General features: G+C 39.7%; 12 protein-coding genes. 8 read left to right on the forward strand and 4 right to left on the reverse strand.

Going from position 1 to position 15,164, the window contains the following annotated elements:
- The first annotated feature begins 164 nt into the window (after window positions 1-164).
- The 3 genes from E0H82_RS06785 (at window position 165) to E0H82_RS06795 (ending at window position 3,859) form a co-directional block, all read left to right on the forward strand.
- Entirely contained in the window at window positions 165-1,055 is an 891-nt protein-coding gene (locus E0H82_RS06785; protein ID WP_131263947.1) for a helix-turn-helix transcriptional regulator, read from the forward strand.
- Between the two features lie 621 nt (window positions 1,056-1,676).
- Complete coding sequence (locus E0H82_RS06790) at window positions 1,677-3,203, forward strand: fumarate hydratase (RefSeq protein WP_131263948.1); 1,527 nt, start codon at window positions 1,677-1,679, stop codon at window positions 3,201-3,203.
- Window positions 3,204-3,310: 107 nt separating this feature from the next.
- Window positions 3,311-3,859 (forward strand): DUF2059 domain-containing protein, encoded by a 549-nt coding sequence (locus E0H82_RS06795; protein ID WP_131263949.1) that lies wholly within the window; start codon window positions 3,311-3,313, stop codon window positions 3,857-3,859.
- Window positions 3,860-3,864: 5 nt separating this feature from the next.
- Here E0H82_RS06795 and E0H82_RS06800 read toward each other — a convergent pair whose 3' ends face one another.
- The 4 genes from E0H82_RS06800 to tig form a co-directional block, all read right to left on the reverse strand.
- Window positions 3,865-4,578, reverse strand: coding sequence for a DUF2846 domain-containing protein (locus E0H82_RS06800; protein ID WP_131263950.1), 714 nt, complete (start codon window positions 4,576-4,578; stop codon window positions 3,865-3,867).
- Between the two features lie 167 nt (window positions 4,579-4,745).
- Window positions 4,746-6,056: an ATP-dependent protease ATP-binding subunit ClpX gene (clpX, locus tag E0H82_RS06805; RefSeq protein WP_131263951.1), complete on the reverse strand. Its 1,311-nt coding sequence runs from the start codon at window positions 6,054-6,056 to the stop codon at window positions 4,746-4,748.
- Between the two features lie 28 nt (window positions 6,057-6,084).
- The gene (gene clpP, locus E0H82_RS06810; RefSeq protein WP_016168229.1) at window positions 6,085-6,690 is read right to left on the reverse strand and encodes an ATP-dependent Clp endopeptidase proteolytic subunit ClpP; all 606 of its coding nucleotides are present in this window, start codon (window positions 6,688-6,690) and stop codon (window positions 6,085-6,087) included.
- A gap of 190 nt (window positions 6,691-6,880) precedes the next feature.
- Entirely contained in the window at window positions 6,881-8,212 is a 1,332-nt protein-coding gene (tig, locus tag E0H82_RS06815; protein WP_131263952.1) for a trigger factor, read from the reverse strand.
- A 255-nt stretch (window positions 8,213-8,467) separates the two neighbouring features.
- Here tig and E0H82_RS16535 point away from each other — a divergent pair, with 255 nt between their 5' ends.
- From E0H82_RS16535 to leuA, 5 genes are all read left to right on the forward strand, one after another.
- Window positions 8,468-8,626, forward strand: coding sequence for a hypothetical protein (locus E0H82_RS16535; RefSeq protein WP_165492931.1), 159 nt, complete (start codon window positions 8,468-8,470; stop codon window positions 8,624-8,626).
- A 287-nt stretch (window positions 8,627-8,913) separates the two neighbouring features.
- Complete coding sequence (locus tag E0H82_RS06820) at window positions 8,914-9,264, forward strand: TonB-dependent receptor domain-containing protein (RefSeq protein WP_265937191.1); 351 nt, start codon at window positions 8,914-8,916, stop codon at window positions 9,262-9,264.
- Between the two features lie 675 nt (window positions 9,265-9,939).
- The gene (locus E0H82_RS06825) at window positions 9,940-12,240 is read left to right on the forward strand and encodes a TonB-dependent receptor (RefSeq protein ID WP_131263954.1); all 2,301 of its coding nucleotides are present in this window, start codon (window positions 9,940-9,942) and stop codon (window positions 12,238-12,240) included.
- A gap of 102 nt (window positions 12,241-12,342) precedes the next feature.
- On the forward strand, window positions 12,343-13,026 hold the full coding sequence (locus E0H82_RS06830) for a Fe2+-dependent dioxygenase (protein WP_131263955.1): 684 nt from the start codon (window positions 12,343-12,345) through the stop codon (window positions 13,024-13,026).
- A 440-nt stretch (window positions 13,027-13,466) separates the two neighbouring features.
- On the forward strand, window positions 13,467-15,164 hold the full coding sequence (gene leuA / locus E0H82_RS06835; protein ID WP_131263956.1) for a 2-isopropylmalate synthase: 1,698 nt from the start codon (window positions 13,467-13,469) through the stop codon (window positions 15,162-15,164).

Below are 15,164 nucleotides of genomic sequence, written 5' to 3' on the forward strand. Positions count from 1 at the left end.
CCCATCACCTTGAACACATTATCTCGGAGCAAAGTCACTCAATGCTTGCAGCTTCTTGCGGTCACTATCACCAACTTGTGATTTTTTACCGAATTTTGCCGATGGATGACAAGACCGAATAGAAGTCCTACACTAGTTACTCAATTTGGCACTGCGTGTAGAAGATGAAATATCAGATTCTAGCTCAATTACAACAACATAAAGCTCAACTGCTCGACTCGGTCGAATTGGGTTCAGGCATGCAGCTCGCCATGTGGCAAAATAACCAAGACTGCGTACAGGTCTGTAGCAATCACCATACCTTAAGTATGTACATTCAAGGTGGCTATCACAGTTATCAAAAGACTGCGCGCGGTTGGCAGAATGGTGGTGGTCCCGACCATATGTGCCTGATGCCACAAGATTTTGAATCCACTTGGGATTTACGTGATCCGCTGACCTTCGTGCATTTGTACTACACTGAACAACACCTAAAACGTGTTGCAGAACAAGTCTGGGACCGTGAACCGAGCCAAATACAGTTAAATCCACAAAGTTTTGTCGCCGATCCACAAATTGCAATGATTTATCGACACTTTTTACTGAATGGTACTTGGCAAAACCGTGAAAACCATTTGCAGATGAGTACGGCCACTACCCTGCTACTCAACCATTTGATTAAAAATTATAGTCATACCGAGTGGCAAGCTCCTGAAGTCAAAGGAGGTCTATCACCTTATATCCTAAAAAAACTTTTGGAATGGATTGATCAGCATCTACATTTGAGTTTAACCCTGTCCGATTTAGCACAACAAACCCAGCTCAGTGAGTATCACTTTGCACATATGTTTAAACAGTCCATGCATATGCCACCACATCAATATGTGATGCAACGTCGTCTAGAATTAGCGCATCAGACATTACAAACCACCACTGCCACAATCACAGAAGTTTCCACGCAATATGGATTTAGTTCCAGCAGCCATTTTAGTCATCGTTTTAAAAACCACTTTGGCTATTCGCCTTCGCAAATGCTGAAAAATGGGAAAACCCCGACCTTAAAAAGAGACATTTGAAGATTTGAAGATTTGAAGATTTGAAGATTTGAAGATTTGAAGATTTGAAGATTTGAAGATTTGAAGATTTGAAGATTTGAAGATTTGAAGATTTGAAGATTTGAAGATTTGAAGATTTGAAGATTTGAAGATTTGAAGATTTGAAGATTTGAAGATTTGAAGATTTGAAGATTTGAAGATTTGAAGAAAGCTTAAAACAAAAAAGAAGATAAAGTTTAAGCCTGATCTTCTTTTTGACCGTAAAACCATGTTGCTGCAATAAAACAACTAAAACCAACAACCATCAAAATTGCAGATGTCATAACAAAATGCTCTGTTTGGAATGCGATTATTATGTGAAAGTTTTATGACAAATTTATGACAACCCTGTCATTTTTGAATTCACTCAAATCATTAACAGACTAAAGACTATTCATTCAAGACATTAAATTTCAATCATCTTTGGACTTTTTCAATAAATGAAGCCGTTTATTTAGATATCCCGTGTGAAAGATGGTGTTCTTGATAACCGATTTTATCCATTAAACTTTAGCCCAAAAATGCAGCAAAACACCCACAACCGTGACGTTATACCTTATAATTTAGCCCGCTAGCTAACAGCCCGCTCAAGAGATATTGGATATGACAACTATTATCAAGCAAGATGACTTGATCACTTCGGTCAAGGACGCGCTTCAATTCATTTCGTACTATCACCCGCAAGACTTCATCCAAGCGATGAGCCGTGCGTATGACCGTGAAGAAAACAAAGCTGCGAAAGACGCCATTGCACAAATCTTGATTAACTCTCGTATGTGTGCAGAAGGTCATCGTCCAATCTGCCAAGATACTGGTATTGTTAACGTATTTGTTGAAGTGGGCATGGATGTTAAATTTGATTTAACCATGAGCCTCGATGATGCAATTAACGAAGGTGTACGCCAAGGTTACTTAGAAAACTCGAATGTACTTCGTGCATCAGTTTTGGCTGATCCTGCATTTGGTCGTAAAAATACCAAAGACAACACCCCTGCTGTGATTTACCACAAGCTTGTTCCAGGCAACAAAGTGGATATTACGGTTGCTGCAAAAGGTGGAGGTTCAGAAAATAAATCTAAACTGGCTATGTTGAACCCATCTGATTCAATTGTGGATTGGGTACTTAAAACAGTTCCAACCATGGGTGCAGGTTGGTGTCCTCCTGGTATGTTGGGTATTGGTATTGGTGGTACTGCCGAAAAAGCCATGATGCTTGCAAAAGAATCGCTCATGGAAGAAATCAACATGGACGAATTGCTTCGTCGTGGGCCTGAAAATAAAATCGAAGAACTTCGTATGGAAATCTTCGAGAAAGTAAATGCACTCGGTATTGGTGCACAAGGTCTAGGCGGCTTAACCACAGTTCTAGACATTAAAATTAAAGATTACCCATGTCACGCTGCGGGCAAACCAGTCGGCATGATTCCAAACTGTGCGGCAACTCGTCATGCACACTTCCAACTTGATGGTACAGGCGTTGCACACATTCAAGCACCGAAACTTGAAGACTACCCTTCTGTTACTTGGGATTCTTCAAGTTCTAAACGTGTTGACCTTGATACTATTACTCAAGAAGAAATGAATGCATGGCAACCAGGCGACACATTATTGCTTAACGGTACAATCTATACAGGTCGTGACGCTGCGCACAAACGTATGGTTGACATGTTGAACAATGGTGAAGAGCTTCCAGTTGACCTTAAAGGTAAATTCATTTACTACGTTGGCCCTGTCGATCCTGTGGGTGATGAAGTGGTAGGTCCTGCAGGTCCTACAACTGCAACACGTATGGATAAATTTACACGCCAAGTTTTAGAAGCAACTGGCATGTTCGGTATGATTGGTAAAGCAGACCGTGGTCCAGCGGCAGTTGAAGCCATCAAAGACAACAAAGCAACTTACCTTATGGCTGTGGGTGGCGCGGCTTACCTTGTATCTAAAGCAATTCGTGAAGCTGAGGTCGTTGCCTTTGCTGACTTAGGTATGGAAGCAATCTACAAGTTTGTGGTGAAAGACATGCCTGTATCAGTTGCGGTTGATGTAAACGGTACCTCTATTCACGCAACAGCACCGAAAATCTGGCAAGCGAAAATTGGTAAAATTCCTGTAGTGGATGCTGCAGCGGGCTAAACCCTAGGTTTTGCTTTTTTCAATACCCTTAACATGCTAAGGTCTTGTTAAGGGTATTTTTTTACTCAAAATTTATCTTCCTATAACTATCATTCATTCTAAATATTATGAAAAAATTAAGCCATATCCTGACCACATTCACACTTTGTATACTCAGCTTCAGCACTTTTGCAAAGCCAGCAACTGAAGCTTCTGTCGAAAAAGCCTTACTACTTGGTGACATTAAAGGCACTTTAGCCCAATCCCAACAAGAAATGCGTCCCGTTTATGAACAACAAGCAGAAGAAATGCTCAAAAATATGTTTAAAACAACCACACTGAATACCGAGCAACAAAAAGCAGCCCATCAAATTGCAGATATCACTGCATCTTTCAGCAGTAAATTAATTTCTGATCCAAAGTTCATGCAAATGCTAAAAAATGTCTATATGCAAACGTTCACTGAAGAAGAAGTGCTTGCCAATATTCAATTTCTTGAAACCCCTGTAGGACAGTCCATTAATAAGAAAAGTAGCAAAATGATGAGCGAAATCATGCACAATAGTATCGAGATGTCTGCACAAATGATGCAAGACCCTGCAACTCAAGATGAAATCAATCAGCAAGTAGCAAAAACACTTGAGCCATTATTCAAACAGGCGAAAAAGAGCAAATAATCTGCTTACCACGTACGAATATCCCAAATTTTAAAGGGTTGTGTGAGTTGCACATCAGATTGAGCATCATATTTTGCTGCTTTAATTTTTTGTGCTTTATGACGTAACTCGCCTGTTTGCTGGTTTTGTGCCACAAAGTTATAACTTGCAGATTTCAGTTGGGTAAATGCAATTTCATTTTGCCCAATCGAGTTAGGCACCAAAATTAACGGTCCTGAAACTTCCTTACGTGTATTCAGATTTTCTTCATCATATTTCACATAATAGCTCTTACCGGCTTCAACCGTGAAATCCAAATATTTTGGTTTTTGAAAATGCTGAATGCCCAAAGGTCGACTGCTCGATAAACGATAAGTTCCTGCTGGAAGCTCCAACCAATAATAATGATTATTCAGTAAACTCGGAATTCGCTGTTTATTGATAAAAAGACTGGAAGCCACAATTTCTTGACGATTCCATCGACTGTCTGGGCGATAGAGATAGACCACAGCAGCCTGATCATGCTGTGCCTGCACAGGATGGTAACGTTGACCTAGTTTTTGATTGACCCAACCACCCACCGAAGTCATTCCCAATCGGTACTGCTCAACCATTCCTGGAGCCTGACTGGTATCTACAGGATGCAGTGTCGAGCTTAATTCAGGTTGTTCTAAAACTACCTGCTTGTGGCATCCGAATAAAAAGAAACTGCTGCATAATATAAGATAAAACGAACGCATGATTTTCCCTCACCGCGTATTTCTTTTATTTATTAGGGTGGATCTTGGATATCTTCCATTTTTTAGGCATCCTCGCCTTTGCCCAAGATTAACATTCAGTTTTTGGCTTGCAAATAAAAAAACGTGCGGAAATCATAAATTTCCGCACGTTTCAGACGAATAACAAATTAAGCAGATTTGGAGTTAATCACTTTTAAATCAACTTTATTTGCATCTTCAGTCGTCACTTTAGGTTGACGTTCAGGCTGTAATTCAGGTTTCGCCGTACCATTAATCACGGCTTCATTCACCACTACAGTACCTACGTCTGTACGGCTTGGTAAGTCATACATCACTTCAAGTAAAGCATTTTCCAAAATTGAACGCAGACCGCGTGCACCCGTATTACGTTCAAGCGCTTTTTTCGCGACTGCACGTAATGCCGAATCTTCAAACACAAGGTCAACATGTTCCATATCGAACAAATGCTGATACTGACGCGTTAATGCATTCTTTGGTTCTGTCAGAATTTGCATTAATGCTTCTTCATCTAGCTCATCCAATGTTGCAATAACAGGTAAACGACCAATAAATTCAGGGATTAAACCGAACTTCACTAAATCCGTTGCTTCAACTTGACGGAACAAATCTGAAAGCTGTTTGCTTTCATCTTTTTTCTTCACATCTGCGGTAAAACCAATACCACCTTTTTCCTGACGTTGCTGCACAATTTTCTCTAGACCAGAGAATGCACCACCACAGATAAATAAGATATTCGAAGTATCAATTTGAATGAATTCTTGCTGTGGATGTTTACGCCCGCCTTGCGGTGGAATCGAAGCAACCGTACCTTCAATCATTTTCAGCAAAGCTTGTTGCACACCCTCACCCGACACATCACGAGTAATCGATGGGTTTTCAGACTTACGTGTGATTTTATCAATCTCATCAATATAGATAATGCCTTTTTGTGCCTTTTCTACATCGTAATCTGCTTTTTGCAATAACTTTTGCACGATGTTTTCAACATCTTCACCGACATAACCCGCTTCGGTCAAAGTCGTTGCATCTGCCATGGCAAATGGGACATCAAGCAAACGCGCTAAGGTTTGAGCAAGCAAGGTTTTACCTGAACCTGTTGGTCCAACCAACAAGATATTACTTTTCGCAATCTCAACTGCATCATCGTGCTTATGCCCACTATGTGTCGCTTTAAGACGTTTATAGTGGTTATAAACTGCAACAGAAAGTGTTTTCTTTGCAATATCTTGACCAATGACATATTGGTCTAATGCAGCACGAATTTCTTGAGGTTTCGGCAAAGGCTTCGCAGCCCAGTCACCAGATTCGACCTGTTGACTGGTTTGCACTAAGTCTAAGCATACGTCCACACATTCATTACAGATGTATGCGTCCTCACCTGCAATCAGTTTCCCGACTTCAGACTGCGTTTTACCGCAAAATGAACAATGCTTTTGTCCTTGAGGATGTTCGGACATATTTACTCCAATACTAAAATCTTAAAACTTATGGACGTTTGCTAAGCACTTCATCCACAAGACCGTATTCTTTTGCTGCCTGTGCAGTCATAAAGTTGTCACGGTCTGTATCTCTTGCCACAGTTTCATAGTCTTGACCACTATGCTCTGCCATCAAACGGTTTAAACGCTCTTTAATGAAAAGAATCTCACGTGCATGGATTTCAATATCCGATGCCTGTCCACGAAAACCACCGAGTGGCTGGTGAATCATAACACGTGCATTTTCTAAACAGTAACGTTTCCCTTTAGCACCTGCATTCAACAAGAATGCACCCATTGATGCTGCTTGACCCATACAATAAGTCACCACATCAGGTTTAATAAACTGCATGGTATCGTAAATTGCCATACCCGCAGTGACTGAACCACCCGGTGAATTAATGTATAAGTGAATATCTTTATCTGGGTTCTCTGCTTCTAAAAACAACATCTGGGCCACAATTAAATTGGCCATGTTGTCTTCTACTTCACCCGTTAAAAAAATAACGCGTTCACGCAAAAGGCGCGAAAAAATATCAAATGAACGTTCACCACGAGACGATTGCTCAACTACAACTGGGACTAACGCGTTTTCAATAGTTGGAACATACATACGTTTATTTATTCCTAGATTTTTTGTGACTTAACCCATATCCACAATATGAGGGATAATGACCGAAATTGCAAAATATTCCCCATTAAATAACAGATATTTTTTGCATAAGCTTTGTGAATATGGGACAAGCCGATATCTGTTGAGATAAAAAAAGGCGCTCAAAGCGCCTTTTTTAATTCAAGCTAAATTAGCCTTGTTGACGAGCTTGTTGCTCTTTCAACAATTCTTCATAGCTCACCGCTTTATCAGTTACTTTCGCAGCTGCTAAAATGTGATCAACAACTTGATCTTCTAATACAACAGCTTCAATTTGTGAACGTTGTTGTTTGTCATTTTTGAAGTATTCAATCACTTCAGTTGGATCTTCGTAAGAAGAAGCCATGTCTTCGATGTAAGCTTCAACGCGAGCTTGGTCAACTTCAAGTTTAGCATCAGCCAATACTTTGCTTACCAATACGCCAAGTTTTACAGATTTCTCAGCTTGTTCTTTGAACAATTCGTCTGGAAGCATGCTGCTGTCAAATGCTTTTGCACCTTGAGCACCAAACTGTTGCGTGAATTGTTGGATCATTTGTTGACGTTGACGGTCAACTTCTTGAGCAACCATTGCAGCAGGAAGTTCAACTTCGTTTGCAGCTACAAGCGCATCAAAAGCTGCACCTTTCACTTGGTTACGCAAACCATTTTTCACTTCGCGTTCCATGTTTTTACGCACGTCAGCTTTTAATTTTTCAACGCCTTCTTCTTCAGTTAAACCGAAGATTTTAAGGAATTCAGCATCAACTTCTGGAAGTTTTTGTTTTTCAACAAGCTTCACTGTGATTTTGAATTGTGCTGCTTTACCAGCAAGGTTTTCAGCTTGGTAATCTTCAGGGAAAGTTACATCAATTACTTTCTCTTCGCCTTTCTTCATACCAACGATACCGTCTTCGAAGCCAGGGATCATACGACCAGAACCTAATACTAGTTTAAAGTCTTCAGCAGCACCGCCTTCAAACTTCTCACCATCAACAGTACCTTCAAAATCGAAAGTGACTTGCATGTCTTTTTTAGCCATGCCTTTGGTTTCAGCCCAAGAAGCACGTTGCTTCTGAAGGTTTTCGATCATTTGATCAACGTCTTTGTCTTCAACTGTAGACGCTTTACGCTCAACTTCTAAACCTTCAAATTTAACGTCAACTTCTGGATAAACTTCAACAGTCGCTTCGTATACAAGCGCGTCGTCTTTGTTTTCCACTTTATCAATGTTTGGCATGCCAACAGCATTGATTTTTTCTTGTTGAATTGCTTCGAATACTGTGTCACGGATAACGTCATTTACCACTTCTTGGTAAATACCCGCGCCATATTCACGGCGAACTACGTTTAATGGCACTTTACCTTGACGGAAGCCGTTAATCTTTACAGTTTTAGCAGTGCGTTTTAAACGTGCTTCAAATTGCTCGTTCACACGGCTCGTCGGTACAGATACATTTAAACGACGGGCAACGCCCGAAACCGCTTCAGAAGTTACTTGCATGGCTTCCTCGAAATTTAGTAATTACAGTTTATAAAAAAGTGCCACATTATATGACAACATTCAAAGATATACAAAACTGGATGTTTAAACTACAAGATTTTATCTAATTTCTTTTTGTCTTTTGGTTAATTCTCTAAATTTCCGATCATTTCTTTATTTTCAAATGGCTTCTATTACAAATGACAAATCCTATCATTATTACCATATTCTCATTATTTTCAGCTATTTATCTCATAAAATTTTGAAATTCTATTTATGAGTATGTTCAACCTTCGTCCACTTAACCTTGTAACTCTAGGTTGGTTTAGTAATGCCACTTTTGCAGAAAGCAGTTTGGAAAACTTCTCGATGCCTCAACGCTCCACCATTGTGGTGCCTGCTGCAGGCTTTAAGCAAGATATAAAAATGCGCTAACTTCTATTTAGTTGCCGATATTCATCTTATTTCTACACTTCAAAATCATAAGCTCACTTTGGGTGCCGAATACAAAACGCTAAAAGTATTGATGATATTGCAGGTTTAAGAACGGAGTTTAAGCAAGACTCTTACTCATTCTATGCCGAAGATGAGCGGCACCTGATGGATCATCTGCACTTTAGCTTTGATAGTCCTTATGAAGATCATTCAGGTTTTGGTGGCCATTTGCCCCCTGCACCTATTTAGTCTGGAATACTACCGATACTTTAACCCTGAAAAGTGGCGTGAGTATGCCTTACAAAGCTCCTTCGGCTAAAGCCTTGCACAACGGCATGATTAACTTTAGTGGTCACGCTACAATCCCTGTACTTGGCAATCCTGATTTAAAACCTGAAACCTTTGTCAATTATGAACTGGGCTTAAATTATCCAGCTTCAGATCGACTCGATTTTAATATCACTGCATTCTTTAATCTTGTTAAAGATAAAACTGTATCTAAAGAATTTAATTGCAGTATCAGTGACTGCTCTGGATTAGGCAGCGGTGTGACGTCTTATTCCAAGAGTTTTAATGCCGACGAGGCAGAAATTTATGGTCTCGAAAGCTCATTCAAATATCAAATCATTCCTGAATAAGATATTAAAGCAGCTATACCCTTACCGAATCTGAAATTACCAAAGGTGAAAATAAAGGTTATGCAATTGAGCCTACAGCTAAACATTTATTCAATCTCACTTCGACATGGCATAGCAATCATGCCTTTGATCTATGGTAACAACATGAATATCAGTCTGGTCATCCGCGTTACGTAGTCAGCCAAACTAACGATGCACTGAAGATTCAAAAGCAAACCGATAATGCATTCTCTAGCTATAACTTATTTAATTTAGGGAGCAGTTATCAGCTTAATGATCGGGTTCGGATTAATGCGGCTGTAAACCATTTATTAGACCAAGATTTTACTGAATACATGGACTTTACGACCTAAATGGTGATGTACAACAGGCATATAAGTACCTTTCTATCGGTTCTGCTATGTCTGGAACGTATGTTTCTGGGCATAACTACAGACCGTCGATCTATTACGATTTTTAATATTCAAAATCCCAATAAAAAATCATATTTTTACAGATTTTGACTATATTTATATAAAATCATGTACTTATATACAATATGTTACACAATCTCATTAATTTTTACATTTTCCTTACAGGCCTTTATCGACAATTCCAATCATTTACAATTGGTAAAATAAATAAGAATTATTATTATTCGCATAAGAATTTTTACTACTCTTTGTGAGTTCAGAAATGTCATTTATTAAAACGCGTAAAAAATTAGTGTCGGCAGCAATTGCCTCGTCTTTATCCGTTGTTGCGACCACGGCTATTGCACAAGAAGAAACTGCTCAATTGCCAACCATTCGCACGGAAGCAACTCAAGAAGAATCTTTAAAAGTTGATCAATCTGCAAATACTAAATTTGTCGCGCCACTAAAAGATACGCCTAAATCTGTTTCTGTTCTTTCGCAAAAATTACTCAAAGAAACCAATTCTAATACACTGTTAGAAGCATTACGTTATGAACCAGGGATCACTTTGGGTGCTGGTGAAGGCGGTACACCATTTACAGATATGCCTTATATCCGTGGTTATAGCGGTCAATCTTCAATCTATGTTGATGGTGTTCGTAATACTACTTCACAAAGCCGTGATATGTTTGCGATTGAGCAGGTTGAAGTTATTAAAGGCTCATCTTCCGCTCTAGGCGGTGGTGGTAGCGTTGGCGGAAGCATTAACCTGATTCCTAAAGTTGCTCATGAAGGTGATACTTATCAAGGCAGCGTTCAAGGCGGAACCGACAACTATAAACACATTCAATTAGATGCCAACAAAGACTTTGGTAATGGTATGGCTGGCCGTGTCATTGTGATGGGGCACGAAAATGAAAAAGCTGGACAAAGTGACGGTGCTGAATTTGCACGTGCTGGTATCGCAACCAGTCTCGCATTTGGTCTAGGCTCTGACACACGTGGCTCTGTTGGTTATTATTATTTACGTAGCAATGATGAACCAGATGCGGGTATTCCATTCAATAATGCAAAGCCAACAACACCTCCTCCTGGTGTAACTGTTAATCCTGGCGATGGTAAACCTGTAAGCGTCAAAGCTGGAACTTACTATGGCTGGAAAGCACGTGACTTTGACAAACGTGAAAACCAAATTGGTACGTTTAAGCTTGAACACGATTTCAATGAAAATCTGACCTTAGCGAATATTGCTACATATAACAAATCTAAATCTGATTATATCTATACCAATGCCGATGACTCTAAAGGAAACATCTACCGTGGTACTGTTGCACGACGTGCGTTAAGTCGTATTTTAGAGACCGATGCGTATAGTGACCAATTGTCATTACGCGGTAAATTCAATACTGGTGCATTAAATCACTCGTTTAACGTCGGAACCGAATGGAGCCTACAAGAAACGGATCAAGGCATGCACACATTTACCAATGCAGCAGGTCAAACTACGTCTACAATCTTAACATCTAATATCAATTCATGTGATGCAAGCGCTGCTGCACTGAATGGTTGGTGTACTGGCTTAAACAACCCAAGTAACGGTTCGTTTACCGATACAATTGGCAGTATTAAAGGTCAGTCTACAACGCGTAGTCAAACAATGTCTGTGTATGCTTTAGATAGCATCGAATTTAACCCACAATGGTTGCTTAACCTAGGCATCCGTTGGGATAAATTTGAAACCGAGAAAAAATATAATCAAGATGTCTATAAAACCAAAGATGGTGCCTATACTTCTGAAGTCTCTATTCCTAAAGGGACAAAATATGAAAGTGATTCAGACTTTTTCACTTATCAAGCTGGTTTAGTTTATAAACCAACTGAAAATGGTAGCATTTATACCAGTTTTGCAACCTCTGCAAACCCTGTAGGTGTTCTTGCAGAAGGCGATAGCAGTGACAACGCTTTAGGTACAACGGATATCATCAATGCCCTCAAGCCAGAAGAAGCTCGTACTTTTGAAATTGGTACCAAATGGGACTTATTTAATAATCGTGCAAACTTAACTGCTGCAATTTTCCGTACTGAAAAGCAAAATACTCGCATTCAAATTGATTCAACTACTTCTGCTAATGCAGGTGAAAGCCGTGTTGATGGTTTCGAAGTTAGCTTAAACGGTAAAATCACCAACAAATGGGAAGTTTCAACAGGTTATAGCTACTTAGACAGTGAAATTACAAAAGCAGCATACAATTCAATTGCACAAGAAGGTAAACCACTGCCATTCGTTGCGAAAAACAGCGCAACTTTATGGTCAACTTATCGTGTTATGCCAAAGTTAACTTTAGGCGCGGGTGCAGAATATCGTGATCAAGTTTATGTAAACACAACTGCACCAAAATACTTACCGACCTATACCATTTACAATGCGATGGCTAAATATGATGTCAACCGTAATGTGAATGTTCAGCTTAACGTGAATAATATTTCTGATAAACATTATTTCACGAGCGCACACGCGGCTCACTACGCATTTGAAGGCAATGGTCGCAATGCCGTATTGGCAATTAACTTTAAATACTAAGACCAAATCCCATAAATTAATTATGGGATTTGTTTAAGTTAAGATAAAATAGCCTCTGCCCAGAGGCTATTTTATCACCATTTATTTAGAAGGATATAGGCTGTGATTCATCACATTCCAAATGTTTTATCCAAAGAACAAGTCGCTGAATTTCGCCAATTGATGGCAACAGCAAATTGGGTAGGTGGGAAAGTAACAGCAGGTACCCTTTCTGCCTCAGTCAAACAAAATCAACAACTTTCGGAAAATGATTCCCTCACCCATCATCTGAGTGAGTTGGTGATTCAAGCAATTTGGAAAAATCCAGTTTTTCAAGCCGCTGCATTGCCGCATCAAATTATTCCCCCACTGTTTAACCGTTATGATGAACATGAAAGTTTTGGTTTTCATGTTGATAACTCAATCCGCCTGATTCGTGGAACTTCACAGCAAATGCGTACAGATTTATCCTGTACCCTATTTTTAAGTGAACCTGAAGAATACGATGGCGGCGATTTGGTGATTGAAGACACCTATGGTTATCATGAAGTGAAGTTACCCGCAGGTGATGTCGTACTCTACCCAGCAACTAGCTTACATGAAGTTAGTAGCATTACTCGCGGTACACGTTTTGCTTCATTTTTCTGGGTACAAAGTTTAATTCGTGATGACCAGAAACGACATCTGCTGTTCAATCTTGATGAAAGTATTCGTCAATTACGTAAGGATCATGATGATGCTTATCCTGAGGTAATGAAACTGACCAACATTTATCACAACTTGATTCGAATGTGGTCGGAATTATAAGTATTCTGCACACTTTGTTATTATATTTTTCATAAAATAAATTTATCTTGGGAAATTTTTTCTAATATTAAAATAATACTGCAAAATTAGAAAAACATTTCCCTAGCAATCCTATTAGAATAAATTATGAACCTTTTGCACCAAGTGCAATTTTCGCCTAGACTGCATTTAACGCTATGCGAATGCTTGCGTAAGTGAAACTTCCCTATTGATTTTGATGGTTACATGATGAAAACGAATGATATTTTTGCTTTTCCGACTCACGCTCAACCTCAAATGAATCTCCTGATGCTGCGCCACGCGCGCGTATAAAAATTTTGCCTGTTTGGCAATTATTCCTACTTTTTCCCTTTAAATATTTTTAAATAAACACCATATATATTGTAGCAAGTTGCAGATTTCACAAGACCAAGCAACCCATGCTGCACAAGGAGTTCCTCATGATGTTGGCTGATCCAAGTAAAAAATATCGTCGCATGTACCAGCGTGTAGACTTGCCTGACCGTCAATGGCCAAACAAAGAAATTACCCAAGCCCCAATTTGGATGAGTACCGACCTTCGTGACGGTAACCAAGCAATTTTTGAACCGATGGACATGGAACAAAAGTTTAAAATGTTCCAAATGTTGGTCAAAATTGGCTTTAAACATATTGAAATTGGCTTCCCTTCTGCATCTCAAATCGACTTTGACTTCACGCGTAAATTGATTGAAGAAGGTCATATTCCTGATGATGTCTATATTGAAGTTTTGGTCCAAGCGCGTGATCACTTGATCCAACGTACCTTTGAATCATTACAAGGGGCAAAACGTGCAATTGTGCATATCTACAATTCAAACTCTCCAACATTCCGTCAAAAAGTATTAAATGTGGATGTTGCAGGTGCAAAACAATTAGCCATCAATGCAGCTGAAAAAGTCAAAGAATATGCAGCCAAGCAACCTGAAACTGAATGGGTCTTCCAATATAGCCCAGAATGTTTCTCTGCAACGGAATTAGAAGTTGCGAAAGATGTCTGTGATGCTGTGACTGAAATCTGGGATGCACGCCCAGACCATAAAGTCATTTTGAACTTACCTGCAACAGTAGAAGTATCGACTCCAAATGTCTATGCAGACCAAATCGAATGGATGCATCGTAATATTCAACGTCGTGATGGTGTAATCATTTCAGTTCACTGTCACAATGACCGTGGCTGTGGTATCGCTGCTTCTGAATTAGCTATTATGGCGGGTGCTGACCGTGTAGAAGGCTGTGTGTTTGGTAATGGTGAACGTACAGGTAATGTTGATGTGGCTGCAATTGCCTTGAACATGTACACCCAAGGTGTTGCACCAAACTTAGACTTTTCCAACATTAATGAAGTGATTGCAACTGTAGAAGAGTGCACAGGATTACCTGTACATCCTCGTCATCCTTATGCAGGTGACTTGGTCTTCACTGCATTCTCTGGCTCACACCAAGATGCAATTAAAAAAGGCTTTGAATACCAGAAAAATCAAGAAGTCTGGGACATGCCTTACTTACCAATCGATCCGAAAGATTTAGGTCGTGACTACGATGCTGTGATTCGTGTCAATTCACAATCTGGTAAAGGTGGTATTGCATACTTGTTAGAAGCAAACTACAACGTGGTATTGCCGCGTCGTTTACAAATTGAATTCTCGCAAGTGGTACAACAAGTTGCAGATGAGGAAGGTGTTGAAGTTTCAGCTCAACAAATCTGGGGCTTGTTTAAAGATAAGTATGTCAGCACCAAAGATGCTCATTATTCAGCGAAAAATTACCGCTTGTCCGACGATAATGGCAACCAAGTGATTGAGTTAGATATCGAACTTGATGGTGAAGTCCAGCATTTACGTGGTGAGGGCAACGGTCCAATTTCAGCGATGTTAAATGCGCTTCAATTACCTATTGATGTCTTGAACTATGAAGAGCGCAGCATTAGCTCAGGCGCACATGCCAAAGCCTTAGCATTAATTGAAATTCAAGTGAAAGGTACAGGTAAATCTGCCTTTGGTGCGGGTGTTCATGACAACATTGTGACCGCCTCTATTGAAGCAATCCTTGCATGTACCAACCGTTTAATTGAACAAGGTGTACTCAGCACTGAACAAGTGATTGCTGCTGCGGTATAA

The organism is Acinetobacter sp. ANC 4910 (assembly GCF_004331035.1).
Taxonomy (GTDB): Bacteria; Pseudomonadota; Gammaproteobacteria; order Pseudomonadales; family Moraxellaceae; genus Acinetobacter.

What these genes read in the sequence shown, in the direction of transcription:
- E0H82_RS06795 (WP_131263949.1), top strand. Translation starts at nt 3,311, where the DNA reads ATGAAAAAATTAAGCCATATCCTGACCACATTCACACTTTGTATACTC.
- leuA (WP_131263956.1), top strand. Translation starts at nt 13,467, where the DNA reads ATGATGTTGGCTGATCCAAGTAAAAAATATCGTCGCATGTACCAGCGT.
- E0H82_RS06825 (WP_131263954.1), top strand. Translation starts at nt 9,940, where the DNA reads ATGTCATTTATTAAAACGCGTAAAAAATTAGTGTCGGCAGCAATTGCC.
- tig (WP_131263952.1), bottom strand. Translation starts at nt 8,212, where the DNA reads ATGCAAGTAACTTCTGAAGCGGTTTCGGGCGTTGCCCGTCGTTTAAAT.
- clpX (WP_131263951.1), bottom strand. Translation starts at nt 6,056, where the DNA reads ATGTCCGAACATCCTCAAGGACAAAAGCATTGTTCATTTTGCGGTAAA.
- E0H82_RS16535 (WP_165492931.1), top strand. Translation starts at nt 8,468, where the DNA reads ATGAGTATGTTCAACCTTCGTCCACTTAACCTTGTAACTCTAGGTTGG.
- E0H82_RS06790 (WP_131263948.1), top strand. Translation starts at nt 1,677, where the DNA reads ATGACAACTATTATCAAGCAAGATGACTTGATCACTTCGGTCAAGGAC.
- clpP (WP_016168229.1), bottom strand. Translation starts at nt 6,690, where the DNA reads ATGTATGTTCCAACTATTGAAAACGCGTTAGTCCCAGTTGTAGTTGAG.
- E0H82_RS06785 (WP_131263947.1), top strand. Translation starts at nt 165, where the DNA reads ATGAAATATCAGATTCTAGCTCAATTACAACAACATAAAGCTCAACTG.
- E0H82_RS06800 (WP_131263950.1), bottom strand. Translation starts at nt 4,578, where the DNA reads ATGCGTTCGTTTTATCTTATATTATGCAGCAGTTTCTTTTTATTCGGA.